This window comes from Streptomyces sp. XY431, from assembly GCF_001279805.1.
GTDB classification, from domain to species: Bacteria; Actinomycetota; Actinomycetes; order Streptomycetales; family Streptomycetaceae; genus Kitasatospora; species Kitasatospora purpeofusca.
In genome coordinates, this window is record NZ_LGDO01000496.1 from 1 (window position 1) to 24,097 (window position 24,097).

The 24,097-nt window shown below is 74.6% G+C and carries 21 protein-coding genes; 12 read left to right on the forward strand and 9 right to left on the reverse strand.

Translation table 11 applies throughout. The features are described 5' to 3' along the window. Positions 1-92: 92 nt before the first annotated feature. A complete protein-coding gene (locus ADK60_RS34935) occupies positions 93-3,821 on the forward strand; it encodes a SpoIIE family protein phosphatase (RefSeq protein ID WP_079008942.1) in 3,729 nt (1,242 codons plus the stop codon). 46 nt (positions 3,822-3,867) lie between these two features. Here the strand turns inward: ADK60_RS34935 and ADK60_RS34940 are convergent, their stop codons facing one another. Beyond that, positions 3,868-4,284, reverse strand: coding sequence for a peptidoglycan-binding domain-containing protein (locus tag ADK60_RS34940; RefSeq protein WP_053650890.1), 417 nt, complete (start codon positions 4,282-4,284; stop codon positions 3,868-3,870). 131 nt (positions 4,285-4,415) lie between these two features. Then, the gene (locus ADK60_RS34945; protein WP_045941695.1) at positions 4,416-5,357 is read right to left on the reverse strand and encodes a pseudouridine synthase; all 942 of its coding nucleotides are present in this window, start codon (positions 5,355-5,357) and stop codon (positions 4,416-4,418) included. 208 nt (positions 5,358-5,565) lie between these two features. Here ADK60_RS34945 and ADK60_RS34950 point away from each other — a divergent pair, with 208 nt between their 5' ends. From ADK60_RS34950 to ADK60_RS34960, 3 genes are all read left to right on the forward strand, one after another. Beyond that, the gene (locus ADK60_RS34950; protein ID WP_053650891.1) at positions 5,566-6,681 is read left to right on the forward strand and encodes a PP2C family protein-serine/threonine phosphatase; all 1,116 of its coding nucleotides are present in this window, start codon (positions 5,566-5,568) and stop codon (positions 6,679-6,681) included. 149 nt (positions 6,682-6,830) lie between these two features. Beyond that, positions 6,831-7,226, forward strand: coding sequence for a DUF3224 domain-containing protein (locus ADK60_RS34955; protein ID WP_045941696.1), 396 nt, complete (start codon positions 6,831-6,833; stop codon positions 7,224-7,226). A gap of 78 nt (positions 7,227-7,304) precedes the next feature. Continuing rightward, on the forward strand, positions 7,305-8,099 hold the full coding sequence (locus tag ADK60_RS34960; RefSeq protein ID WP_063783357.1) for a DUF5995 family protein: 795 nt from the start codon (positions 7,305-7,307) through the stop codon (positions 8,097-8,099). Here ADK60_RS34960 and ADK60_RS34965 read toward each other — a convergent pair whose 3' ends face one another. After that, positions 8,100-9,539: a GuaB1 family IMP dehydrogenase-related protein gene (locus tag ADK60_RS34965; RefSeq protein ID WP_045941697.1), complete on the reverse strand. Its 1,440-nt coding sequence runs from the start codon at positions 9,537-9,539 to the stop codon at positions 8,100-8,102. Positions 9,540-9,835: 296 nt separating this feature from the next. On the opposite strand from ADK60_RS34965, the gene ADK60_RS34970 reads away from it, so the two are divergent. Both ADK60_RS34970 and ADK60_RS34975 read left to right on the forward strand, forming a co-directional pair. Beyond that, a complete protein-coding gene (locus ADK60_RS34970) occupies positions 9,836-11,359 on the forward strand; it encodes an SDR family NAD(P)-dependent oxidoreductase (protein WP_079008943.1) in 1,524 nt (507 codons plus the stop codon). Between the two features lie 120 nt (positions 11,360-11,479). Further along, positions 11,480-11,932, forward strand: a complete 453-nt coding sequence (locus ADK60_RS34975; protein ID WP_053650892.1) for a nucleotide triphosphate diphosphatase NUDT15 — start codon at positions 11,480-11,482, stop codon at positions 11,930-11,932. A gap of 126 nt (positions 11,933-12,058) precedes the next feature. Here ADK60_RS34975 and ADK60_RS34980 read toward each other — a convergent pair whose 3' ends face one another. From ADK60_RS34980 to ADK60_RS34990, 3 genes are read right to left on the reverse strand one after another with little or no spacing between them, the layout of a single operon-like run. Further along, positions 12,059-14,290, reverse strand: a complete 2,232-nt coding sequence (locus ADK60_RS34980) for an ABC transporter permease (protein ID WP_053650893.1) — start codon at positions 14,288-14,290, stop codon at positions 12,059-12,061. After that, positions 14,287-14,994: an ABC transporter ATP-binding protein gene (locus ADK60_RS34985; protein WP_045941700.1), complete on the reverse strand. Its 708-nt coding sequence runs from the start codon at positions 14,992-14,994 to the stop codon at positions 14,287-14,289. The genes ADK60_RS34980 and ADK60_RS34985 overlap by 4 nt, the downstream gene beginning before the upstream one ends. Further along, a complete protein-coding gene (locus ADK60_RS34990) occupies positions 14,991-15,515 on the reverse strand; it encodes a PadR family transcriptional regulator (protein WP_053650894.1) in 525 nt (174 codons plus the stop codon). Before ADK60_RS34990 ends, ADK60_RS34985 begins: the two co-directional genes overlap by 4 nt. 407 nt (positions 15,516-15,922) lie before the next feature. Between ADK60_RS34990 and ADK60_RS34995 the strand changes: the two genes are divergently transcribed. Together ADK60_RS34995 and ADK60_RS35000 are read left to right on the forward strand one after the other, a co-directional pair. After that, a complete protein-coding gene (locus ADK60_RS34995; RefSeq protein ID WP_053650895.1) occupies positions 15,923-16,594 on the forward strand; it encodes an Rv1733c family protein in 672 nt (223 codons plus the stop codon). Positions 16,595-16,632: 38 nt separating this feature from the next. Then, on the forward strand, positions 16,633-17,154 hold the full coding sequence (locus ADK60_RS35000; protein WP_063783358.1) for a GNAT family N-acetyltransferase: 522 nt from the start codon (positions 16,633-16,635) through the stop codon (positions 17,152-17,154). A 37-nt stretch (positions 17,155-17,191) separates the two neighbouring features. On the opposite strand, the gene ADK60_RS35005 is transcribed toward ADK60_RS35000, so the two are convergent. Beyond that, the gene (locus tag ADK60_RS35005; protein ID WP_053650897.1) at positions 17,192-17,869 is read right to left on the reverse strand and encodes a YoaK family protein; all 678 of its coding nucleotides are present in this window, start codon (positions 17,867-17,869) and stop codon (positions 17,192-17,194) included. Between the two features lie 112 nt (positions 17,870-17,981). Then, positions 17,982-19,814 carry an asparagine synthase (glutamine-hydrolyzing) gene (gene asnB / locus ADK60_RS35010; protein WP_053650898.1) on the reverse strand — a complete coding sequence of 611 codons (1,833 nt, stop codon included), beginning with the start codon at positions 19,812-19,814 and terminating at the stop codon, positions 17,982-17,984. 191 nt (positions 19,815-20,005) lie between these two features. Here asnB and ADK60_RS35015 point away from each other — a divergent pair, with 191 nt between their 5' ends. The 4 genes from ADK60_RS35015 to ADK60_RS35030 all read left to right on the forward strand — a co-directional run bounded on the left by ADK60_RS35015 (position 20,006) and on the right by ADK60_RS35030 (position 22,706). Further along, positions 20,006-20,944 (forward strand): TIGR01777 family oxidoreductase, encoded by a 939-nt coding sequence (locus ADK60_RS35015; RefSeq protein ID WP_045941706.1) that lies wholly within the window; start codon positions 20,006-20,008, stop codon positions 20,942-20,944. 144 nt (positions 20,945-21,088) lie between these two features. Further along, the gene (locus ADK60_RS35020; RefSeq protein ID WP_045941713.1) at positions 21,089-21,460 is read left to right on the forward strand and encodes a BlaI/MecI/CopY family transcriptional regulator; all 372 of its coding nucleotides are present in this window, start codon (positions 21,089-21,091) and stop codon (positions 21,458-21,460) included. Beyond that, on the forward strand, positions 21,457-22,332 hold the full coding sequence (locus ADK60_RS47925) for a M56 family metallopeptidase (RefSeq protein ID WP_053650899.1): 876 nt from the start codon (positions 21,457-21,459) through the stop codon (positions 22,330-22,332). Before ADK60_RS35020 ends, ADK60_RS47925 begins: the two co-directional genes overlap by 4 nt. A gap of 44 nt (positions 22,333-22,376) precedes the next feature. Next, entirely contained in the window at positions 22,377-22,706 is a 330-nt protein-coding gene (locus ADK60_RS35030; RefSeq protein ID WP_045941708.1) for a DHCW motif cupin fold protein, read from the forward strand. 114 nt (positions 22,707-22,820) lie between these two features. Here ADK60_RS35030 and ADK60_RS35035 read toward each other — a convergent pair whose 3' ends face one another. After that, a complete protein-coding gene (locus tag ADK60_RS35035; protein WP_053650900.1) occupies positions 22,821-23,849 on the reverse strand; it encodes a C40 family peptidase in 1,029 nt (342 codons plus the stop codon). Positions 23,850-24,097: the final 248 nt, after the last annotated feature.

Consider the following 24,097-nt stretch of genomic DNA (forward strand, 5'->3'; position numbering starts at 1 on the left):
CGGGTGTGTCGTGCGGGGGTGGTGGGGGGCGTGGGAGGATGGCAGGGCTGATGGGGACGATCTCCGGGCGGTGCTGGCCATGGTGACCGAGCATGGTGAACGAGCGTCGTGAGCGCGGGGCCGACGGGCCCGGGCGGGTGCCGTCCGGCGGTGGGGTGCGCCCGGAACCGGCCGAGGGGCCCGACGCGCTGCTGATGGTGCCGATCGCCACCGCGCTGATCGAGGCCGACGGCCGGATCCTGCACTGGAGCAGTGATGCCGAGGCCCTGCTCGGCTACTCCGCGGAGGAGGCGATCGGCGCGCGGGCCGCGCAGTTGCTGGCCTCGGAGGAGCAGCGGCCGGACGTGCTGGAGCTGTTCCAGAAGATCCTGGACGGCCGCGGCTGGTCCGGGGTGTTCCCGGTGCGCCACCGGGACGGGCACCACGTCAACCTGGAGTTCCGCACCCATCCGATCGCCGGTCCGGCCGGCAGCCCGCTGGTGCTCGCGGTGGCCTCGGACGTGACCACGCTGCGCCGGATCCAGGCGGACCTGGCGGTGCTGGACGGCTTCTTCTCGCAGTCCCCGGTCGGGATGGCCGTCTACGACGCCCAGCTCGCCTTCGTGCGGATCAACGAGGCGCTGGCCCGGGTCAACGGGCTGCCGGTCGCGCGGCACCTCGGGCACCGGTTGACCGAGCTGCTGCCCGGGATCAACGGCGCCGAGAGCGAGGCCGTGATGCGCCGGGTGCTGGAGACCGGCGAACCGGTGCTGGACGCCCGCTCGCACGGCCGCACCCCGGGCGACCCGACCCACGACCACGCCTGGTCCGCCTCCTACTTCCGGCTGGAGGAGCCGGGCGGCCGGGTGCTCGGCGTGAGTTCGACCATCATCGACATCACCGAGCGCTTCCGGGCCGACGCCCGCGCCGCCCGCGCGCAGGAGCGGCTCGCCCTGCTGGTCGAGGCCACCGCCTCCATCGGCACCACGCTGGACCTGCGGCAGACCGCCCGGGAGCTGGCCGACGCCATGGTGCCCAAGGTGGCCGACATCAGCGGCGTCTTCGCCCTGGAGGCGCTGGCGGCCGGCCGGAACGTCGAGCCGCTGGACCCGTCCGCGCCGCAGCACGTGCGCCGGCTGGCCCTGGCCACCTCCGATCCGCTGTACCCGGCCGAGGCGCTGCCGGTCGACACCGTGTACGAGGTGACCCCGGACTCCCCCTACGCCCGGGCGCTGGCCACCGGGCGGACGGTGGTGGTGCCGTCCTGGGAACTGCCGCCGCTGAGCGACGCGATCACCGAGAGCCGCCGGCAGGCGTTCCTCGGTGACCGTCCGCGTTCGGTGCGGATCACCCCGCTGGTGGCGCGCGGCACCACGCTCGGCATGATCGTCTACTCCCGGCGCGGCGAACGGGAGTCCTTCGCCGAGGCCGACATCACGCTCGGTGACGAGCTCGCCTCCCGGGCCGCCGTGGCCATCGACAACGCCCGGCTCTACCTGCGCCAGCACCAGATCGTGCTCGCCCGCCAGCAGGCGCTGCGCGAGGCGAAGGCCGCGCAGGAGCGTCTGGCGCTGGTCAACGTGGCCTCCGCCCGGATCGGCACCACCCTCGACCTCGCCCAGACCGCCGAGGAGCTGGCCGCCGTGGCGACCCCCCGGCTGGCCGACACGGTGGTGGTCGAAGTGCTGGACGACCTGGTGCGCGGCGAGCGCGAGGCGCGGCCGTCCGGCGACGGCTCGGCGCTGCTGCGGCGGATGGCCTTCCATTCGGCGGACCGCTCCACCCTGCGGCCGATCGACCGGAGCGGCGGGGTGCACCGTTTCCCGGCCTCCTCCCCGTACGCCTGGGCGCTCCGCCACCGCCGTCCGGTGCTGGTCCCGCGGATGGACGAGGCCGGGATGGCCTGGTTCCGGGACGATCCGGTGCGCGCCGCGGCGGTGCACGAGCAGCAGGTCCGCTCGTTCATGGTGGTGCCGCTGATCGCACGCGGTTCGCCGGTCGGCGTCGCGGCGTTCTACCGGACGGTGCTGGAGCGCCCGTACGAGGACGACGACCTTGCACTGGCCGGGGAGTTGGCGGTGCGGGCGGCCGTCTCGATCGACAACGCGCTGCTGTTCACCCGGGAGCGGGACGCGGCGGCCGCCCGGCAGCGCGCGCTCGACGAGGCGTGGGCCGCGCAGCAGCGGCTGTCGCTGCTCAACGAGGCGTCCAACCGGATCGGCACCACCCTGGATCTCTACCGCACCGCCCACGAGTTGATCGAGGTGGTGATCCCCCGGTTCGCCGACTTCGTCACCGTCGATCTGCGCGAGGCGGTGCTCGGCGGCGAGGAACCGGCACCGGTGCCGCCGGACGGCTCGGTGCTGATGCGGGCGGTGGCGGTCGGCGAACTGGACGCCGACGGGCTGATGTCGGACGCGGCCGACGCGATCGGCGAGACCTCGCAGTCGGCCAAGGTGTACGCGGAGAGCCTGCGCACCGGGCGGTCCATCCTGGTGTCGGAGGTCGACGAGGCGGCGCTGCGCCGGATCGTCGCCTCCGAGGACCGGGTTCAGCCGGGTATGGACGCGGGTGTGCACTCGTACCTGATGGTGCCGTTGCTGGCGCGCGGACTGGTGCTGGGCGGCGCGGAGTTCATCCGTACCCGCAATCCGCTGTCGTTCGGCCCGGCGGACCGCGCGCTGGCAGAGGAGCTGGTCGGGCGCACCGCGCTGGCCATCGACAACGGCCGGCTGTACCGGCGGGAGCGGGAGACGGCGCTCACCCTCCAGCGCAGCCTGCTGCCGCAGGAGATCCACCGCACGCTGGGGCTGGAGATCGCCTACCGCTATCTGCCGAGCAGTGTGGTGAGCGAGGTCGGCGGGGACTGGTTCGATGTCGTCCCGCTGTCCTCCGGCCGGGTCGCGCTGGTGGTCGGCGACGTCATGGGGCACGGCATCAGGGCGGCCGCGACCATGGGCCAACTGCGCACCGTGGCCCGGACGTTGATCACGCTGGAGCTGGCGCCGGACCGGGTGATGCAGCGGCTGGACGAGGCCACCACGGCGATCGGCGAGGGCCAGTTCGCCACCTGCGTCTGTGTCGTGTACGACCCCGTCGACCGGAGCTGCACCGCCGCCTGCGCGGGCCACCTGCCGCCGGTGGTGGCCGACACCGGCGGGAACGCCCAACTGCTCGAACTGCCGCCCGGCGCGCCGCTCGGGGTCGGCGGAGTCCCGTTCGAGAGCGTCGGGTTCACCCTCCCGGAGGAGGGTCTGCTGGCCCTCTACACCGACGGCCTGGTCGAACGGCGCGGCCGCGACATCGACGAGGGGCTGCAGCTGCTGTGCCGCACCATCGCGGACCGGCGCGGGTCGCTGGAGCAGACCTGCGACGCGGTGCTCTCCGAACTCACCGGCCGCAGCAGCGAGGACGACATCGCGGTCATCATGGCGCAGGCCCGGCCGGCCGGTTCGGACCGGATCGCCACCCTTCCGCTCGACGACGACCACGCGATGGTGGCCCACTCGCGCCGGTTCACCCGGGAGACGTTGACCGACTGGGGGCTGGCGCCGCTGGCCGACTGGGCCGAGCTGTTGACCAGCGAACTGATCACCAACGCGCTGGTGCACGCGGGGTCTCCGACCCAGCTGCGGCTGCTGTGCAACCGCACGCTGACCGTGGAGGTGGCCGACCGGGACGCCGGCACGCCCCGGATGCGGCGCGCCGACGAGGAGGACGAGGGCGGGCGCGGCATCCACCTGGTGAACGAGCTCGCCCACCGGTGGGGCACCCGGCAGACGCCGGACGGCAAGGTGGTGTGGTTCGAACTGGAGCTGCCGCCGGGGCTGTTGGAGCGGTGAGTCCGCGGCGGAACCGGGTCCGGGGCCCCGGCCCGCCGAGGGTTGATCAGTTGAGGACGACCGTGTACGAAGGGACGAAGTGGCCGCAGGTGGAAGCCCGCTGGTAGTCGTCGACCAGCCACGGGTTCTGCTTGATGCGCTCCAGCACGACCTGGCCCGTCGCCTGGCCGAAGTACCCGTCGGCCTTCAGGGGGTGGGTGCCCCAGTCCCTGTCCGCCCGCTCCTGCATCCCCCTGATCGCGCGCTCGGTCTCGGGGCCGAACCGCCCGTCCTCCATGATGTGGCTGTGCGTCAGCTGGTTGATGTAGTACTGGACGCAACGCACCGAGGTGGATCTGTTCGGGTAGCCATAACCGATGGTGGGGAGACCGGGGTCGGCGTGGGCGGTGACCGCGCCGGAGCCCAGCAGGGCGGTGGCGGCCAGGACCGTTGCGCCGCGCCGGAGGAGATGGGTGAGCCGCATGGGACCTCTTTCCAGATGATCATCCGATCGGACGGTGGATCATATCCAGACGGCAGAACGGCGGGACCGCGGGACGGCGGTGCGGGTCATGGTGGGCGCGGTCACCCCTTCCGGGGCGGCGGGCGGACGGGTTACCAGGACTCCGGGTCCGACCAGGCCGCCAGGGTCCGGCGGCTCTCGAAGCGGCACGGACGGCCGGTCAGCGGATCGGTGAACTCCATCGCGGCGGAGAGCAGTTGCAGCGGGCGGCGGAAGTCGTCCGGGGCCGGTTCCGGCAGCACCACCGGGTACACCGGGTCACCCAGGATCGGCAGGCCCAGGCCGCTCATGTGCAGCCGCAGCTGGTGCGTCCGCCCGGTGGACGGCCGCAGCAGGTAGTGGCCCAGCCCGCCGCGCCGCTCCAGCAGCGCGATCCGGCTCTCGCTGTTCGGCGGCGCGTCCAGCTCCTGGGCGGCGATCACCCCGCGCTCCTTCACGATGTGGCTGCGCACGGTGCGGGGCAGCTCCACCGCCGGGTCGTAGGCCGCCACCGCCCGGTACTCCTTGCGGACCAGCCGGTCCCGGAACAGCGACTGGTAGGCGCCCCGGTCCTGCGGCCGCACCACGAACATCGCCAGCCCCGCCGTCAACCGGTCCAGCCGGTGCGCCGGGCTCAGCGCGGGCAGGGCCAGCGTGTGCCGCAGCCGGCTCAGCGCCGTCTCCACCACGTGCCGCCCGCGCGGGGTGGTGGCCAGGAAGTGCGGCTTGTCGACCACCACCAGGTGCTCGTCCCGGTGCAGCACCTCCAGCTCGAACGGGACCGGCACCTCGGCCGGCAGCTCCCGGTAGAACCACAGGTGGGCGCCCGGCCGGAACGGGTCGGCCGGGCCGACGGACCGGCCGTCCTCGCCGACCACCTCCCCGGCCCGCAGCAGCCCGTCCACCCGCTCCGCCGCCACCGCGGGCAGCCGCTCCCCCAGGTACTCCCGCACGGTCTCCCACGGCCCGCCGGTCACCGGCAGCCGCAGATGCACCGGATCGACCCCCTGCCGCTGCGGCAGGGGGGAGGTCGGGGCCGCGCTCCTACGTCTCATCGCGTCGGTCAGCCTAGTTCTTCCCGGCCCCCGGACGGACGGCGGGCGGAGGACTGACGGGCGGGGACGGCGGGCAGCGGAAGGACAGTGGGACGGGCGCCGGGATGCCGGTGGGGCGGGCGGCGGTGGAGAGTGGACGGAGGGGGCGGCACCCCGGCGGGCGCCGCCGTCGAGTCGTCGGACCGTCGAGTGGCCTGGAGGCAGGTGCGTGAGCGCGAGCGGCGAGGGCCCCGAGGGCGCCGCGGCACCGGACGCCGTGCCGCCGCCCCGGCTGCCGCGGCGGACCAGGCTGCTGCTCGGCGGCGCCTTCCTGCTGCTGGTCGGGGCCGTCCTCACGGACCTGCTGACCGGCCCCGGCAGCACCCTCTCCCCCGTGCTCGCCGCCGCGCCCGTCCTGGTCGGGGCCACCACCCGCCGGGCCCGGGTGCCGCTCGCCACCGGCGCGGCCGCCGTGGTCGTGGCCGGTCTGCTGGAGGAGTTCAACTCCCACCTGCCGCTCTCCGTCCACCTCGCCTCGCTGATCACCATCACCGCCACCACCCTCGCCAGCACCGCCAACGTCGTGCTGATCGCCGCCCGCGAACGCGAGCTGTTCCAGGTGCGGACCGTCGCCGAGGCGGCCCAGCGGGCCCTGCTGCGCCCGCCGCCCGAGCGGATCGGGCCACTGCGGATCGCCGTCCGCTACGTGGCGGCGGCCGCCGAGGCGAGGATCGGCGGGGACCTGTACGAGGTGGTGGACACGCCGTTCGGGATCCGGATCCTGCTCGGGGACGTCCAGGGCCACGGCCTGCCGGCCGTCGAGACGGCGGCGGACGTGCTCGGCGCCTTCCGCACGGCCGCGCGCACCGAACCGGACCTCGCCCGGCTCGCCGAGCACCTGGACGCCGCGCTGGCCCGGCGGCCCGCCGACGGGCGGTTCGTGACCGCGGTGCTGCTCGGCGTGGACCGGGGGGACAACGCGGCCCTGCTGGTCAACTGCGGCCATCCGCACCCGCTGCTGCGCCGCGCCGGCCGGGTCACCGAACTCGTCCCCGCCCGGCACGCCCCGCCGCTGGGCCTGCTCGGCCTGCTCGGCGACGGCCGCTACACCGCCGAGCCGGTCGACCCGTCGCCCGGTGACCTGCTGCTGCTGTACACCGACGGGGTCTCCGAGGCCCGTGACGCGGCGGGCGAGTTCTACCCCCTCCCCGCCCGCTTCGCCGAGCTCCCGGCCGGGACCCCGGAGGACCTGATGGACGCCCTCCTGCCCGACCTCGCCTCCTGGGTCTCCCCGGGCGGCCTCGCCGACGACGCCGCCGCGCTCGCCGTCCGCTGGGACCGCTGACCGCCGACCGCTTGCCGCTTGCCTCTTGCCGCTTTCCGCTTGCCTCTGACCGCGGGCCGTTCCGGGGCGGTTGTCAGTGGGGCGTGCGAGGGTGGGTCCGCGGTCGGTACCTGACCGGGCGCACGGGCTTTCGTCGAGGGGACGGTGCGATGGGCGGCAGGGCGAGCGGGGCCTTCGAGGTGACGGCGTTCGAGCCGGAGGAGACGGACGAGCAGCCGGGCGCGACGCTCGGCCGGGTGCGGATCACCAAGGAGTTCACGGGCGGGCTGACCGGGGCGGGCGTGGTGCGGATGCTGTCGGTGCTGGACGGCGCGGGCGGCCCGGCCGCGTACGTGGCGGTGGAGCGGTTCACGGGCGCGCTGGACGGGCGGCAGGGGTCGTTCGTGCTGCAGCACTCGGCGCCGGGGAGCCACGGCGAGCGGTTGGCGATCCGGGTGGTCGCGGGCACGGGCACGGGCGAGCTGGCGGGGATCACCGGGGTGTTCGAGCTGGAGGTGGACGAGGAGGGCCGGCACACGTACGTCCTGGAGTACGAACTGGGCTGAGGCGCGGCGCCGGTGCGGCACGTCCGACTGCTGTCACGATGATGCGATCAATACACGATCGACATCGGAGAGTGACGGATGGTCGGGGTGCCCACGGGAAGCACGGACGGAGCGCGGGGGGTCGACGGCGTGGTCCGGCGGCTGCGGGCGATCGAGGCCGGACTTCCGCCCACCGACGGGGTGGCGGTGTTCAACCGGATGTACCTGACGGTGACCGAGGGCGTCCGGGCCGGACTGGGCACGTTCGCCGATCCGTCCGCCGTGGCCGAGCTGGACGTGCTGTTCGCCGGGCGCTACCTGCTGGCGGTGGACGCGGTCGCGGCGGGGCGGCGGCCACCGGCCTGCTGGCGGCCGCTGTTCGAGCTGCGCGCCGCTCCGGAGGTGCACCCGCTGCAGTTCGCGCTGGCCGGGATGAACGCCCACATCCAGCACGACCTGCCGCTCGCCGTCGTCGACACCTGCCGGCGGCTCGGCCGGGAGCCGGAGCAGCTGGAGGACGACTACCACCGGATCAACGGTCTGCTGGCGGAGGCCGAGACGGCCGTGCGCGAGCAGCTGATGCCCGGTCCTGACGTGCTGGAGCGGCTGGAGCCGATGACGCACCGGATCGGGGCGTGGTCGGTCGGCACCGCTCGGGAGGCGGCCTGGGGCTCGGTGCGGCTGCTCTGGGGGCTGCGCGGGCGGCCGTCGGCGGCGCGGGCGTGCGCGACGGCGCTGGACGGGGCGGTCGGGCTGCTCGGCCGTGCGCTGCTCCTGCCGCTGGGCCTGCGGGCCCCGGCGGTCGGCCTGCGTACGGCCGAACCGCCGGTGGCCGGCCTGCTCCCCGTGGCGAGGAGCAGGCCGGCCACCGACGCAACGCGCGCCGGGCGGTGATCAGGCCCAGCTGGAGTGCAGCGGCTTGCCCTCGGCGTAGCCGGCCGCGCTCTGGATGCCGACCACGGCCTTCTCGTGGAACTCCTCCAGGCTGGCCGCGCCCGCGTAGGTGCAGGAGCTGCGCACGCCCGCGACGATGGAGTCGATGAGGTCCTCGACGCCCGGGCGGGCCGGGTCGAGGAACATCCGGGAGTGCGAGATGCCCTCCTCGAACAGCGCCTTGCGGGCCCGGTCGTACGAGGAGTCCTGGGCGGTGCGGTTGCTCACGGCCCGCTTGGAGGCCATGCCGAAGGACTCCTTGTACTGCCGGCCGTCGGCGGAGGTCTGGAGGTCGCCGGGCGACTCGTAGGTGCCGGCGAACCAGGAGCCGACCATCACATTGGACGCGCCGGCGGCCAGCGCCATGGCGACGTCGCGCGGGTGGCGCACCCCGCCGTCGGCCCAGACGTGCTTGCCCAGGCGGCGGGCCTCGGCGGCGCACTCCAGCACGGCGGAGAACTGCGGGCGGCCGACGCCGGTCATCATCCGGGTGGTGCACATGGCGCCCGGGCCGACGCCGACCTTCAGGATGTCCGCGCCGGCCTCGACCAGGTCGCGCACACCGGCCGCCGAGACGACATTGCCCGCGACGATCGGGACCTGCGGGTCCAGCCCGCGCACGGCGCGCAGCGCGCTGATCATCGACTCCTGGTGGCCGTGCGCGGTGTCCACGACCAGCGTGTCGGCGCCGGCCTCCAGCAGGGCCTTGGCCTTGCCGGCGACATCGCCGTTGATGCCGACGGTGGCGGCGATCCGCAGCTTGCCGGCGGCGTCGACGGCCGGGGTGTAGAGGGTGGCGCGCAGCGCGTTCTTGCGGGTGAGCAGGCCGACCAGCCGGCCGTCGCGGTCGACGACCGGGGCGAGCTTGCGGTGCGCCTCGCTGAGCTTGTCGAAGGCGTCGCGCGGGTCGATGCCCTCGTCCAGCAGCAGCAGGTCGCGGGACATCACCTCGGCGAGCGAGGTGAAGCGGTCGACGCCCTGGCAGTCGGAGTCGGTGACGACGCCGACGGGGCGGCCGTCCTCGACCACGACCAGCGCGCCGTGGGCGCGCTTGGGCAGCAGCGAGAGCGCCTCGGCGACGGTGGCGCCGGGGTCGAGGGTGATGGCGGTGTCGTGCACCAGGTGGCGCTGCTTGACCCAGCCGACGACCTCGGCGATGACCTCGGTCGGGATGTCCTGCGGGATGGCGACCAGGCCGCCGCGGCGGGCGACGGTCTCGGCCATCCGACGGCCGGCTATGGCGGTCATGTTGGCCACGACCAGCGGGATGGTGGTGCCGGTGCCGTCGTTGGAGGAGAGGTCGACAGCCTGGCGGGAGCCCACGGCGGATCGGCTGGGGACCATGAAGACGTCGTCGTACGTGAGGTCGTACGAGGGCATGAGGTCGTTCAGGAAGCGCATGAAACGGGGCTCTCTGGCTGGGAGAAATTACACCTCGGGTGCGGGTGCGGCACGGCCGCAGGGCGCACTCGGGCGCCCCTGCACCCAACGTTCGATTCTCCGGTACCGGTAGGACAAACGCCAGCTGGCCGCTGTTTGCTGGGTCTGCGTACAAGCCATGATCAAAGCTCCGCGCGTAGATATGGAGGATCATCCAAATCCCGGGCTTTCGCCCCGGCCGGGGCCGCTCCCGTAGCATTCACGCGGTAGACGCGGCGGACGCCGTGATCGGCGAGGCGAGCGGGAACGGCAGAGGCATGGCGGCGGGATCGACGGCAGCAGCGGGCGTGGACAGCGGACAGCAGCGGGGCGAAGAGGACATCGAGGAGATCGACTACGGCCCCGGCCTCGACCCCGAGCGGCTCCGGCTCTGCCTGGAGGTGCTGGCCGAGCTGGACGAGCTGCACGTCGACCACCCGGACGCGATCACCGTCCGCCAGGCCGTCGGCGGCATATTCCGCACGCTCAAGCAGCGCCGCCGCCAGGAGACCCGGGCCCGCAAGACCGCCAACGACCGCGAGGTCACCGCGCGCACCGCGACCGGCGCCCCGAGCCGGATCGACGACGAGACGGCCGGCGCCTTCGGCCTGACCACCGTCACCACCACCGAGATCGCCGGGATCCTGGAGCGCCCCCGCTCCTGCTACATCTGCAAGCAGCGCTACATCGAGGTCGACGCGTTCTACCACAACCTCTGCCAGGGCTGTGCGACCAAGAACCGGGCCCGGCGCGACGCCCGCGCCGACCTGACCGGAAAGCGCGCGCTGCTGACCGGCGGCCGCGCCAAGATCGGTATGTACATCGCGCTGATGCTGCTGCGCGACGGCGCGCACACCACCATCACCACCCGCTTCCCCAACGACGCGATCCGCCGCTTCACCGCGATGCCGGACAGCGCCGAGTGGCTGCACCGGCTGAAGATCGTCGGCATCGACCTGCGCGACCCGGCCCAGGTGATGGCGCTGGCCGACGAGGTCGCGGCGGACGGCCCGCTGGACATCCTGATCAACAACGCCGCGCAGACCGTGCGCCGCCCGCCGGAGTCCTACCGGGAGCTGGTCGCCGCCGAGTCGGCGCCGCTGCCGGCCGGCGAGCTGCCGCAGTCGACCACCATCGGCCGCTTCAACAGCGGCAGCGTCGACCTGCCCGCGCTGCCGCACCAGGCCTCGGACAGCGCCGAGCGGATCTCCGCCGAGGACGTCACCTCGCTCGCCCTGGTCACCGGTTCGGCGACGCCGGAGCGGATCCGGGCCGGGACGGCGATCGACGCCGGCGGCCTGGTCCCGGACCTCGCGGACACCAACAGCTGGGTGCAGACCGTCAACGAGGTCGGCCCGGTGGAGCTGCTGGAGGTCCAGCTCTGCAACTCCACCGCGCCGTTCATCCTGATCAGCCGGCTCCGCCCGGCGATGGCCGCCTCGGCGTCCCGCCGCAAGTACGTGGTCAACGTGTCCGCCATGGAGGGCGTCTTCTCCCGCGGCTACAAGGGCGCCGGCCACCCGCACACCAACATGGCCAAGGCCGCGCTCAACATGCTCACCCGCACCAGCGCGGTGGAGATGTTCCAGACCGACGGCATCCTGATGACCGCCGTCGACACCGGCTGGATCACCGACGAGCGCCCGCACCCGGACAAGATGCGCCTCGCCGACGAGGGCTTCCACGCTCCGCTCGACCTGGTCGACGGCGCGGCCCGGGTCTACGACCCGATCGTGCGCGGCGAGCAGGGCGAGGACCTCTTCGGGTGCTTCCTCAAGGACTTCGAGCGCGCCGCCTGGTAGCCGTCCGGCAGGACGTCGCGTCCCCGCGCCGTCCTGCCACCCCGTCCCGCCGTCACGCCGTCACGCCGTCCCGCCGTCACGCCGTCCCGTCAACCCGTCACCCCGTTCGGAGGAACCGACGTGACCCACGCACCGCTGCTCGGCGCCGGAGTGATCGTGCCCACCGGGGACGGCCGGGTGCTGATCGGCCGCCGCACCACGGCCGGCGAGCCGCCGACCTGGAGCCTGCCCGGCGGCAAGGTCGACCCCGGCGAGTCCTTCGAGCGGACGGCCGCGCGCGAGCTCGCCGAGGAGACCGGGATCGTGCTGCCCGCCGAGGAGATGCGGGTGCTCGCGGTGCTGCTCGACCACGAACTGGGCCGCCCCCGGCTCACCGCCGCGGTGCTCGCCCCGCCGAGCCTGGCGGCCGCGGTGGTCACCGAGCCGCACTCCTGCGGCGGCTGGGAGCGGCCGCCGCTGGACGCGCTGCCGGAGCCGATGTTCTACCCGTCCGGGCTGGTGCTGGGCGCCTGGCGGGCGGAGCTGGGGTTCGCGCCCCGGCCGGGGACGCACGCCTACCCCGTCCTCCGCTGAGCCGTCGCCGGTCCGCACGCGCGTGGACCCCGCTCCCCCGGTTCGAGGGGGGCGGGGTTCGCGCTTGTCCTGCACGGGGTTCACGCACGTCCGGCCGGCTCCACGCATGTCCGGCGAGGCCGGGCCTCAGCCGTTGCGGGCCGCCTCCGGTCCGGTGATCCGCTTCAGCAGCGGCAGCGTGGAGGCGATGATCCCGAGCGAGGACGCCAGCCCGAGCAGCACCAGGCCGAAGAACACCGCGCCGGGCGAAACCAGGTCGTAGTCCATCTGCGACTTGAGGAACATCGCGGCCGCGCCGAAGCCCGTCCCGATCGCGATGGCCGACACCACCAGCAGCGGCAGCGCGCTCTCCAGGCCGATCACCACCCGCAGCATCCGCAGCGGCGCCCCGGTGAGCCGGAGCATCGCGAACGGCCGGCGCCGGTCGGACAGGCCCGCGACCACACTGACCGCCAGGCTGCAGCCGGCGATCGGCAGGGTGGTGAGCAGCACCACGTCGGCCAGCTGCCGCCAGCCGGCGAGTTCCTTCTGCTGGGCGGAGCCCCAGTCCTGGACCATCCGGGCGTGCTGGTCCGGGAAAGCCCGGCTGAGCAGGGTGCGGACGCGCTCCTTGGCGGCGGTCGTCCCGTCCGTCGTCACGTAGAGCGACACCACGGGCAGCCGGTCGACGGCCTCGGCGGTGATCGGCGCGGTCGGCCATTCCTTCGCGGCCTGCGAGGTCAGGCTCAGGAAGCCGAACGGCTCGACGGCGGCGACGGCGGCGCCGGGGGCGCAGTGGCCGACCGCCGGGGTCTGGGCGAGGTCGGCGCAGGACACCAGGGAGGCCTCGGGCCAGTCGGGCGGGGCGTCCGGATCGTGCGCCAGGCCGTCCGGGTTGGCGTGGGCGACGGCGAGGCCCTGGAAGCCGGGCACGGCCCGCAGGTCGGCGAGGACCCGCTCCGGGAGGGCATCGGTCATCGGCGGCTCGCCGGCCATGACACCGTGCTCCACCGCGACCCGGGTCTGCGGGTCTCCGCTGAGCTCGCCGCGGTTGAGGTCGATGGTGCCGATGATGGCGACCGTCGCGGTGGTGACGAACAGGGCCAGGATCAGGCCGGCCACCGAGCGGAACCCGGCCTTGGGGTCGTCGGCGAGCCGGCGCACGGCGATCAGGGTGGCCGGGCGGCTGGTCCGGGCGGCGACCAGCCGGGCCACGGCCATGGTCAGCCAGGGGCCGGCGACCACCAGGCCGAACATGACCACCAGGAAGCCGGTCAGGTAGGCGGCGGTCTGGCCGTTGGTGGTCTGCGGGCGGCGGCCGACGAACCAGGCGAGTTCGGCGAGCCCCGCCAGCAGCGGCGCCACCCGCCAGACGGACGGCGGCTTCGGGGTGGCCCGGCGGCTGACGCCGAGCGGGGAGACGGTGACCCGGCGCAGGGCGAGCCGGGCGGCCACGGCGGCGGCGAGCGGGACGCCGAGCAGCACGGCCGCGCACTGGACGGCGGTGAGGGTGAGGTCCTCGGTGAAGAAGCGCTCCCCGGTGAACGGGACGGTCGCCACCAGCGGTCGCAGCAGCAGGAACACCACGAAGCCGAGGACGGTGCCGGCCACGGCGGCCAGGGTGGACTCGACGGCCGCGATCGCGGTGATCTGCCGGGGTGTCGCCCCGACCAGGCGCATCGCGGCGTAGCGCTGCTCCCGGGTGGCGGCGGAGAGCCGGGTGGCCGTGCCGATGAAGATCACCACGGGGAACAGCAGCGCCCCGGCGACCACGGAGAGGATCAGTGTCATGGCGTCGCCGCGCACGCCGCCCCCCGGGCAGTCGGCCTGGCAGTCCGGGAGCCGGTCGGCGATGGTGGTGATCGGGCGGGCGCCGGGGCGGGCCGCGAGGGCGGTCCGGTCCTGGCCCTCGACCAGGACCAGGGAGTCCGGGGAGGCGAGCGCGGCCTTGCCGATCTCTCCGACGAGCCGGCCCGGGAAGCGGTCGGCCAGGTGGTCGGCCGGTGTCTCGCGAATCAGTTTCGCGAGGGCGGGCGAGGCGTAGTACTCGCCCGTCGCGGGGAGCTTCGCCATGCCCGGCGGGACGGGCGAGGTCGGACCGGTGGCGGCGACCTCGATGTACAGCAGCCGCTTGCCGTCGTAGAACTCGGGGCCGTGGTCGCGCCACCAGAGCGGATCGACGTTCGCCGTCTCGGTGCGGCTCTTGGCGCCGCTGTTGGACCAGAGCATCCGGTCGTTGGCGGCCCCGACGGCGTTCACGGCGGCGAGCGTGGAGAGCAGCAGGCCGACGCCGACGGCGGTGGCGGCGGTGATCGTGAGCAGCCGGGCGACGGCCTGACGGCCGCCGCTGACGGCGAGGCGCAGCGCGAAGGTGATCACGGGGCGACCCGCTCCGCGACACCCGGCGCGTACCCGGTGGAGAGCAGCCGGGCCCGGCCGTCCCGGACCACGGCCTCGCGGTCGGCGTAGGCGGCGACCCGGGGCTCGTGGGTGACCAGGACGACGGTGGTGCCCTGTTCGCGGGCGGCGCCGACCATCAGCTCCATGACCTGCTCGCCGGTGAGCGAGTCCAGCGCGCCGGTCGGCTCGTCGGCGAACAGCACCCGGGGGCGGGTGACCAGGCCGCGGGCGAGCGCGACCCGCTGGGCCTGGCCGCCGGAGAGTTCGCCGGAGCGGCGGCTCCCCAGGCCGTCGAGGCCGAGCCGGGCGAACCAGGGGCGGGCCTCGGCGAGGGCGGCGGCCCGCCGGACGCCGCCGAGCAGCAGCGGCAGGGCGATGTTCTCCTCGGCCGTCAGTTCCGGGACGAGCTGGCCGAACTGGAACACGAAGCCGAAGGCGTCCCGGCGCAGGGCGCTGCGCCGGTTCTCGTCCAGCCGGTCGATCCGCTGTCCGTCGAAGTGCACCTCGCCCGCGTCGGGGACGAGGATTCCGGCCAGGCAGTGCAGCAGGGTGGACTTGCCGGAGCCGCTGGCGCCCATCACGGCGAGCACCTCCCCGGCCTCGGCGGCCAGGCTGGCGCCGCGCAGGGCCGGGGTCTCGCCGAAGGCGAGTTCGACGTCGCGGGCTTCTATCAGGGGGCTCATGCGCGTACCTCCGCGGCGAGGGCGTCCAGGCGGGCAGTGGTCAGGTCGATCCAGCGGAGGTCCGCTTCCAGGTGGAAGAGGCCGTGGTCGGCGAGCAGGGCGTCGACCAGCGGGCCGGTGCGGCGCAGTTCGGTCAGCTCGCGCATCCGGCACAGGTGGGCGGCGCGCTGGGTGTCGAGGTACGCCTCGGCGTCGCGGCCGAGCAGCAGGGCGAGCACGACCTTGGTGAACAGCACCGACTGGAGGGTGGGTTCGGGGGCGACGGGCTCGGCGAGCCAGTGCTCGAACTCGGTCACCCCGGCCTCGGTGATGACGTAGCGCTTGCGTTCGGGCCCGTCGCCGGGCTCGGCCTCGCCGGCGACGACTTTGCCGTCCCGGGCCAGGCGGCCGAGCGTGGAATAGACCTGACCGTACGGCAGGGGCTTGCCGCGCCCGAAGAAGGCGTCGTAGTCGCGCTTGAGGTCGTAGCCGTGGCTCGGCTCGCGCTCCAGCAGCCCGAGAAGGGTGAGGGGAACACTCATAGGAAGAACATACACCAGGGATATACACCGAGTGTATAGCTCGCGAGAATACGGCTATGACCTGCGAAAACACCGTGTCGCCCGACCGGGCGGGCCGATCCTGGGGCCTGGAACACCGCAGGCGGGGGACGGCCCCAAAACCCGTCCCCCGCCCTGCACGGCGGCCCGGCGAGCCCCCACAGCGGGCCGGACCACCGCGCCCCCGGCACGGGGGGCGCGGCCGGTGCCAGCCTGCCCCTTCGACCCCCGGCCCGCCGAGGGCCGAACGTCCCGGTCCCGGCACCCGGTCGGGGACCGGGAGTCCCTCGCCCCGGCCTGGTGACCGACTCTTGTGCCCGGGGGCGGTGCCGGGGGAAATTGGAGTCGACGGGGCCCACGCACGCCAACCGCCGTGAGGAGCACGCATCGTGTCCAGGACACCCCGCCCGGCCCGCACCGTGCCGCCGCCCCGGCGGGCCGGCCGCGCGCTGCGCCGCGCCCTCGGCCGCCGACGCACCGTCCGGGCCCGCGAACCCCTCGCCCGTCCGGTGGACCGCGCCCGCAGCCGCGCCTGGCTCGCCGCCGGCCTCGCCCTGGTCCTCGGCCTGGCCGGGATCGCCGCCGCCGCCGTCCTCGGCCACCGCACCGCCGGGCGCGCCGCCGAGGCCGAACGCGGCCGACTGCACCGCACCGAGGCGCTCGTCCTCGGCCGGCTCCGTGCCGAGGACACCGGCGCCGGCCGGTGGAGCGGCGGCTACGAGAAGCGGGTCGACACCTCGGTCTCCTGGACCTCCCCCGACGGCCTGGCCCGCACCGGCACCGTCGAGGCCCCGCGCAGCGCCGCCACCGGATCCACCGTCACCCTCTGGGTCGACGGCGACGGGCGGCCCGCCACTCCCCCGGCCACCGCGGTCGGCCTGGCCGTCGGGGTGGTCTGCACCGGCCTGGCCGCCACGGCCACCCTGGCCGCCCTGATCGGCGGCCTGCTCGCCCTGCGGCTGCGCGCCCTCGACCGGCGGGCCGCCCGCGACTGGGAACGCTCCTGGGCCCACTGGGAGCCCCGCTGGTCCGGCCGCGCCAGCCAGCCGCAGGACGACTGAACGGCACGAGAACCCCCGACCACCCTGTGGAGACACCCTTGTTCAGTACCGAACGGCTGACCGCCCGCCTCTGGCAGCACAGCGACGTCGAGCGCGCGTTCGACACCTACTCCCGTTGGGAGGTCGCCCGGTGGTTGGGCGCCACCCCGAAGGCCCTGGAGTCGCCCGCCGAGGCGCCGGCCATGATCGACCGCTGGCGGCAGCGCTCGGCCGACCCCCGCTACGGGATCTGGGCCCTGGAGCGCAAGGACACCGGTGTGGTGGTCGGCTCGGTGATCCTGATCCCGCTGACGGACCCGGACGGCACCGGCGACGGCGAGATCGAGGTCGGCTGGCACCTGCACCCCGACTCCTGGGGCCACGGCTTCGCCACCGAGGCCGCCACCGCCGCCCTCGCCAAGGGCTTCGCCGACGGCCTCACCGAGATCCACGCCATGGTCCGCCCCGGCAACGACCGCTCCGCCGCGGTCTGCCGCCGCCTCGGCATGACCCCGCAGGGCCGCACCACCCACTGGTACGGCGGCACCGAGTTCGACGCCTTCCTCGCCACCCGCCCCTGAGCCGGGGCGGGGCGGGGCCGCACCCGCCGACAGCCGGTCAGCCGGCCGGATCGGGCCGGGTCCAGGGGGCGGCGGGGTGGCCGGAGGCGTGGTGGGTGAGGGCGGCGACGGTGAGGAGGAGGGCGAGGGCGGCGGCGAGGGCGACCGGGACGGCGGCGTGCAGGACGAGCACGGCGCCGAGCAGGGCGCCCGCGAACATCCAGGCGGCCGAGGCCAGGCGGCGGGGGCCGGCGCGTTCGGCGGCCAGGGCGGTGAGGGTCATCGTCAGCACGGTGGTGGTCAGGTCCGGCACCTTGAGCGCGCGGACCACCGCGTTCTGCAGGCCCATCGCACCGCCCAGGACACAGATCAGGGTGTAGCGGACCGGTTCGGCGGTGTGGCCGAGGGCCGCGCTGAGGACGGCGCAGACGGCGAACAGCGCCGACTGGACCGCCACCGTGAGGACCAGCAGCCGCCCGCGGTGGGCGGGGCGGCGCCGGGCGAGGTGCCCGCCCGCGAGCGCGCCGGCCAGGAAGGCGGCGAGGGCGGCCAGCGAGGCCCGCGCGGAGAGGCCGGGCGCGCCGGCCAGGGCGAAGCCGAGGAAGATCACATTGCCGGTCATATTGGCGACGAAGACGTGCCCGAGGGCGAGGTAGCTCACGGCGTCGACCAGTCCGGTGACCACGGTGAGCACCAGCAGCATCGCCACCAGCGGTCCGTGCCGGGGGTCGCGCATCCTGGCCCTCCTGCCGCTCGCCCTCGCCTCCCGGCAGCCTAACCGGGACGGCCCGGTGGGGCCCGACACGCGTGTGTCGGGCCCCACCGGGCCGGTCGGTGCGGAGGGTCCGTCAGACCGCGAGGGCAGGGCGGTGGTGGTCCAGCCAGAGCGCGAGGTCGACGACCCGCTCCAGCCGGAGCCGGTGGCCCCACTCCAGCTGGTCGGCCGGCGTGTCCAGGCTGGCCTTGATCACCGTCTCGTCGGCGATGTCGCGCACGTGCGGCGCGTCCAGCGCCTCGCGGGCGAGCCGCTGCAGCCCGCCGTTGTAGTCGGCGTGGTGGGTCGCCGGGTAGTGGTTCTTGGGCCGCCACAGCACCGAGTCCGGGGCGATGCCCTGGCCGGCCGCGCGCAGCAGGCTCTTCTCCCGGCCGTCGTAGCTCTTCATCGCCCAGGGGGTGTTGAACGCGTACTCGACCAGCCGGTGGTCGCAGTACGGCACCCGCACCTCCAGGCCCTGGGCCATCGAGAGGCGGTCCTTGCGGTGCAGCAGCTGGCGCAGCCAGCGGGTCATCGACAGGTGCTGCATCTCGCGCTGGCGGTGCTCCTCGGGGCTCTCGCCGTCCGCGTGCGGGACGGCGGCCAGCGCGCTGCGGTAGGTGTCGTCGCGGAACTCGGCGATCCGCAGGTGGGCGGCGAGGTCCGGGTTGATCGGCATGGCCGCCTCGTCCCCGGTGACCAGCAGCCAGGGGAAGGTCTGCGCGGCGAGCGCCTTGGGGTTGTGGAACCACGGGTAGCCGCCGAACACCTCGTCGGCCGCCTCGCCGGAGAGCGCGACCGTGGAGTGCTTGCGGATCTCGCCGAACAGCAGGTAGAGCGAGGTGTCCATGTCGCCGACGCCGATCGGCGAGTCCCGGGAGACGACGACGGCGCGGCGGTGCTCCAGGTCCAGCAGGGTGCGCGGGTCGAGCACCACGGTGGAGTGGTCGCTGCCGATGAACGCGCCGGCCTCGGCGGCGAACGGGGTGTCGTGGCCGGTGCGCAGCACGTCGCCGGTGAACTGCTCGGCCTGGTCGCTGTAGTCGACCGCGTAGGAGCGCAGCTTGGCCTGCGGGCCCTCCTGGAGGCGCAGTTCGTCGGCGACCAGGGCGGTGACGATGGTCGAGTCCAGGCCGCCGGAGAGCAGGCTGCAGAGCGGGACGTCGGCCTCCAGCTGGGCGCGGGCGGCGCGGTTGACGAGCTCGCCGATCCGCTCCTTGGTGGCGTCCAGGCCGTCGGTGTGGGGGCGGGCGGTGAGCTCCCAGTAGCGGGTCTCGCGGATCCCGGCGCGGTCGAGCACGAGCAGGGCGCCGGGGTGGACCTCGCGGACGCCGGCCCAGACCGTGGGGCCGGTGTTGAAGAGCAGGCTGTAGGCCTCGCGCAGGCCGTCGGCGTCCACCGTGGGGGTGATCTCCGGGTGGGCGAAGAGCGCCTTGGGCTCGGAGCCGAAGGCGAGGCCGCCGTCGATCTCGGCCCAGAACAGCGGCTTGACGCCGAGCCGGTCGCGGACCAGCAGCAGGCGCTGCTCGCGCTCGTCCCAGACGGCGAAGGCGTACATGCCCTCCAGCCGCTCGACGAGGGCGTCGCCCCACTCCTGGTAGGCGCGGAGCACCACCTCGGTGTCGCTGCGGGTCTCGAAGCGGTGGCCCTTGGCGCGGAGTTCGGCGCGCAGCTGGTGGTGGTTGTAGACCTCGCCGCTGTAGGTGAGGACGACGCCGGGCTCGTCCCGGCGGTCGGGCATGGGCTGGGCGCCGCCGTCGATGTCGATGACGGCGAGGCGGCGGTGGCCGAGGGCGGCGTGGCGGCCGAGCCAGACACCGCCGGCATCGGGGCCGCGCAGGGTCATGGTGGCGGTCATCGCCTCGATGACGGGGGCGCTGTGGCGGACGTCCTGGTGGAAGGACACCCAGCCGGTGATTCCGCACATGCGCGAGCACTCCTTGGGCGAGCTTGGGCGAGCAGACGATCGGATCCGGACCACCAGTCGGGTGAACAGCGGTGGTGGTTCCACGGATTCGGACACATTTCCGGCCATGTCCTGGCGACACCGGCATTTTGAACACGTTCAGGTCGACCGCTAGGGTGCGCACGACCAATCGTTCAAAGGGGGGATCCGAGATGAGGATCGTCATACCCGGCGGGACCGGCCATATCGGGCGCATCCTGGACCGGGCGCTCACCGCCGACGGCCACGAGGTCCTGGTGCTGACCCGCCGGCCCCGGCGCGACCAGGAGATCTTCTGGGACGGCCGCTCGCTGGGCCGCTGGACCGCCGCGATCGACGGCGCCGACGCCGTCGTCAACCTCGCCGGGCGCAGCGTCGACTGCCGCTACACCGAGGAGAACCTGCGCGACATGATGGACTCCCGGGTGCACTCCACCCGGGCCGTCGGCCGCGCGATCGCGGGTGCCCGCCGCCCGCCCCGGGTCTGGCTGCAGATGAGCACCGCCACCATCTACTCCCACACCTACGGCACCCCGCACGACGAGGACACCGGTGTCATCGGCGGCGAGGAGCCCGGCGTCCCCGCGTACTGGGAGCGCAGCGTGCGGATCGCCCGCGCCTGGGAGCGCGAGCAGACCGAGGCGGCCACCCCGCACACCCGGCGGGTCGCGCTGCGCTGCGCCATGGTGATGAGCCCGGAGGCGGGCGGCGCCTTCGACCAGCTGCTGCGGCTGGCCAGGACCGGCCTGGGCGGGTCGGTCGACGGCGGCGCCCAGTACCTGTCGTGGATCCACGACCGGGACCTGGTCCGCTCGGTGCGCTTCCTGCTCGACCGGGAGGACATCGCCGGACCGGTCAACCTCGCCGCGCCGACGCCGGTGCCGCAGCGGGTGTTCATGCGGACGATCCGGCGGGCCAAGGGCATCCCGGTGGGGCTCCCGGCCACCCGCTGGATGGCCGAACTGGGCGCGTTCGCGCTCCGCTCGGACACCGAACTGCTGCTGAAGAGCCGGGCGGTGGCCCCGGGGCGGCTGCTGGCGGCCGGGTTCGGCTTCGAGCACCCGCACTGGCCCGCGGCGGCCACCGACCTGCTCCGGCGGATGCGCCGCTGAGCGCCGGCCCGCCCCGCGGCCGGGCCCGGCCGTACGATGGGCGGGCGCCGGGCACAGGGACAGGAGACCCGGGACAGGGCACCGGAGCAGGGCCACCAGGGGCAGGACCGCCCGGGGGCGGGACGGCGGAGGAGCGGACGGGTGCTGCGCGGACTGGGCGATCTGGAGGCCGAGATCATGGACCGGCTCTGGTCCTGGGGCCGCCCGGCCACCGTGCGCGAGGTCGTCGACGACCTGCAGCGGCAGCGCCCGGTCGCCTACACCACCGTCAACACCGTCGCCGACATCCTGCACACCAAGGACTGGCTGCGGCGGACCAAGGTCGGCCGGGCCTGGGTCTACGAGCCCACCTGCACCCGGGAGTCGTACACCGCGCAGCTGATGCACCAGGCCCTGGAGACCAGCCCGGACCGCGCCGGGGCCCTGCTGCACTTCGTCGACCGGATCAGCGGCGACGAGGCGACCGCCCTGCTCGCCGCCCTGGAGCAGGTGAAGGCGCGGGACGGCGACCGGTGACCCTGGCCCTGCTCGCGCTCCACCTGCTCCTGGTCGGCGTCCTGCTCCCGCGGCGGCTGGCCGGCTCGCCGCGGCTCCAGGCCCGGCCGGCCCTCGGCGCGACCGTCTGGCTCGCGCTGATGGCCTCCTTCGGCACCGGACTGCTGCTGGCCGCGCACCACCTGGTGGCGCCGCTCGGACACGAACCGGCCGGGCTCGTCGGCCTGCTCCCGCACCTGGAACCGGCCGTCGCGCCGCACGCCCACGACTGGTGGGCCCCGGCCGCGGCCGGCGGCGCGGTCGCGGCGGTCGCCGCCGTGCTCGCCACGCGGGCCGCCCGGGCCCGGCGGCGGCACCGGGAGACGCTCGACCTGGTGGCCACCCGGGACCGGGGGCGTCGGCTGCTCGTCCTGGAGGACCCGCGGCCCGCCGTCTACTGCCTGCCCGGCCGCCGGGCCCGGGTGGTGGCCACCCGGGGCGCCGTCGACCTGCTGGACGAGCGCCGGCTCGCCGCGGCCGTCGCCCACGAGTACGGGCACCTGCGCGGGCGCCACCACCTGGTCCTGCTCGCCGCCGACACCTTCGCGCTCCTCCTCGGCCGGCTCCCGCTGGCCCGGCTCGGGCGGGCGGAGGTGGCGCTGCTGCTGGAGATGGCGGCCGACGACGCCGCGCTCGCCCGGGTCACCCCCGGCGAACTCGCGGGCGCGCTCTACGCCCTGGCCACCGCCGGGACCGGGGCCGGACCGGCCGGCCTCGCCGCCGCGTCCACCGGCGTGCTCGCCCGCGTCCAGCGCCTCGCCCGGACCCCCGCGCCCCCGGCCCCCGCCTACCGGCTGGCCGCCCTCGCCGCCCCGCTGCTCCCCTACCTGCTGGCCTGCGCCCCGCACCCGTGACACCGGGAGGGCCCGGCCGCGTCCGGTGTGACTAGGGTGACCGCATGAATCTCACCGGTTTCCCCTTCACCGCCACCGACTGGAACCAGGTCGACGAGGACCGCAAGCCGGGCGAGAGCGGGGAAGTGACCAGCCGCGTGCAGCAGTTCGGCGAGGTCCGGGTCCGCCGGGTGGACTACAGCCCCGGCTACGTCGCGGACCACTGGTGCCGCAAGGGCCACGTGCTGTTCGTCCTGGAGGGCGAGCTCGTCACCACCCTCGACGACGGCCGCGTCGTGGTCACCGGGCGGGGCGGCAGCTACCAGGTGGCCGACGACGCGGAGGCCCACCGCTCCAGCGCGCCGAACGGCGCCAGTCTGCTGATCGTCGACTGACAGCGGCGGTGCCTCCGCCCGGCCGCTGTGCCGGTCACGGCCGGACTGCACCGGTCACGGCCGGACTGCACCGGTCACGGCCGGACGGCGCCGCTCACGGCCGGACTGCACCGGTCACGGCCGAACGGCGCCGACGTAGGGCATGGCGTCGATCGGGAGGACCTCCACGTTCTTCCCCGTGCGCGGGGCGTGGATCATCTTCCCGTCGCCGATGTAGAGGCCGACGTGGTGCAGGTCGCCGTAGAAGAAGACCAGGTCGCCCGGCTGCAGGTCGGCGCGGGCGATGCGGGCGCCGGCGTTCCACTGGGCCTGGGAGACGCGCGGCAGCTGGACCCCGGCCGCGCGGTAGGCGGCGCCGGTGAGGCCGGAGCAGTCGTAGCCGGACGGGCCGGTGGCGCCCCAGACGTACGGCTTGCCGAGCTGGGAGTACGCGAACTGCACGACGGCGGCGGCCCGCCCGGTGGCGGGTCCCGGGTAAGCCGGCCGCTCGGCGGCGGAGCGCGAGGCCCGGGTGGCGGCGGCCTCCTGGGCGTTGACCTTGGCCCGGTCGGCGGCACTCAGCTTGTTGAGCAGCGCCTGGGCCTTGGCCAGCTTCTCCTGGACCGCCTTCTTCTCGCCCGCGAGCGCGACGGCCGCCCCGTCGAGCTGGGCGAGGGTGGCGGTGGCCTCGGCGCGGTCCTGGTCGAGCCGGCGCTGCTCGGCCAGGGCCTGGCGCAGCAGGGCCGCCTGCGAGTCGACGACCTGGTTCTGGGCGGCGGCCCGGGCCAGGTAGATGCCGGGGTCGGAGTCGAGCATCAGCTGGACGGACGGGTCGATGCCGCCGTTGCGGTACTGCTCGGCCGCGATGCCGCCGAGCTGGGTGCGCAGCTCGTTCATCGCGTCCTGGCCCCGGGCCACCTTCTCCTGGATCCGGCCCGCCTCGCCCTGGAGCTTCTGCTGCTTCTCCTGGAAGCCGTTGTAGCGCTCGATCGACTGCTCGGCCTCCTCGTTGAGCCGGTCGACCTCCTCCTTCACGGCGGCGAGGCCCGGTGCCGGCTCGGCCTGGGCGGGTCCTGCGGTGAGCACGACGCCACCGGCCATCGCGGTCGTGAGGACCGCCAGACGGGCCCGGCCGGGCGGGCTGGGCTTACGGCGCTTTCCCATGGTGGCGGTCTCCTGGCGGCGAGAAGGGGTGAGGATCGGACCGAAAGGACCGAACGGCGCGAACGGGGCAAACGGACTGAACGGACTGAACGGACCCAACGGGGCGAACTCGGGCGGGTGAACGGGCAGGCCGGCGCGCCGGGGGTGCGACGCCCTCCACCCACGTTCTACCAAGTAACTTAGTAGATGACCGCCGGGCCTGCGCAAGCCGCCCGCACACAGCCCCCGACCCGCCCACATGCCGCCCA

Excerpts from the sequence above, each read along its gene's own strand:
- ADK60_RS34985 (WP_045941700.1), bottom strand. The coding sequence starts at position 14,994 with ATGAGCCCCCTGATAGAAGCCCGCGACGTCGAACTCGCCTTCGGCGAG.
- ADK60_RS34990 (WP_053650894.1), bottom strand. The coding sequence starts at position 15,515 with ATGAGTGTTCCCCTCACCCTTCTCGGGCTGCTGGAGCGCGAGCCGAGC.
- ADK60_RS35035 (WP_053650900.1), bottom strand. The coding sequence starts at position 23,849 with ATGGGAAAGCGCCGTAAGCCCAGCCCGCCCGGCCGGGCCCGTCTGGCG.
- ADK60_RS34940 (WP_053650890.1), bottom strand. The coding sequence starts at position 4,284 with ATGCGGCTCACCCATCTCCTCCGGCGCGGCGCAACGGTCCTGGCCGCC.
- ADK60_RS34955 (WP_045941696.1), top strand. The coding sequence starts at position 6,831 with ATGGGCGGCAGGGCGAGCGGGGCCTTCGAGGTGACGGCGTTCGAGCCG.
- ADK60_RS34935 (WP_079008942.1), top strand. The coding sequence starts at position 93 with ATGGTGAACGAGCGTCGTGAGCGCGGGGCCGACGGGCCCGGGCGGGTG.
- ADK60_RS34945 (WP_045941695.1), bottom strand. The coding sequence starts at position 5,357 with ATGAGACGTAGGAGCGCGGCCCCGACCTCCCCCCTGCCGCAGCGGCAG.
- ADK60_RS35015 (WP_045941706.1), top strand. The coding sequence starts at position 20,006 with ATGAGGATCGTCATACCCGGCGGGACCGGCCATATCGGGCGCATCCTG.
- ADK60_RS34960 (WP_063783357.1), top strand. The coding sequence starts at position 7,305 with ATGGTCGGGGTGCCCACGGGAAGCACGGACGGAGCGCGGGGGGTCGAC.
- ADK60_RS34965 (WP_045941697.1), bottom strand. The coding sequence starts at position 9,539 with ATGCGCTTCCTGAACGACCTCATGCCCTCGTACGACCTCACGTACGAC.
- ADK60_RS34970 (WP_079008943.1), top strand. The coding sequence starts at position 9,836 with ATGGCGGCGGGATCGACGGCAGCAGCGGGCGTGGACAGCGGACAGCAG.
- ADK60_RS35005 (WP_053650897.1), bottom strand. The coding sequence starts at position 17,869 with ATGCGCGACCCCCGGCACGGACCGCTGGTGGCGATGCTGCTGGTGCTC.
- asnB (WP_053650898.1), bottom strand. The coding sequence starts at position 19,814 with ATGTGCGGAATCACCGGCTGGGTGTCCTTCCACCAGGACGTCCGCCAC.
- ADK60_RS35030 (WP_045941708.1), top strand. The coding sequence starts at position 22,377 with ATGAATCTCACCGGTTTCCCCTTCACCGCCACCGACTGGAACCAGGTC.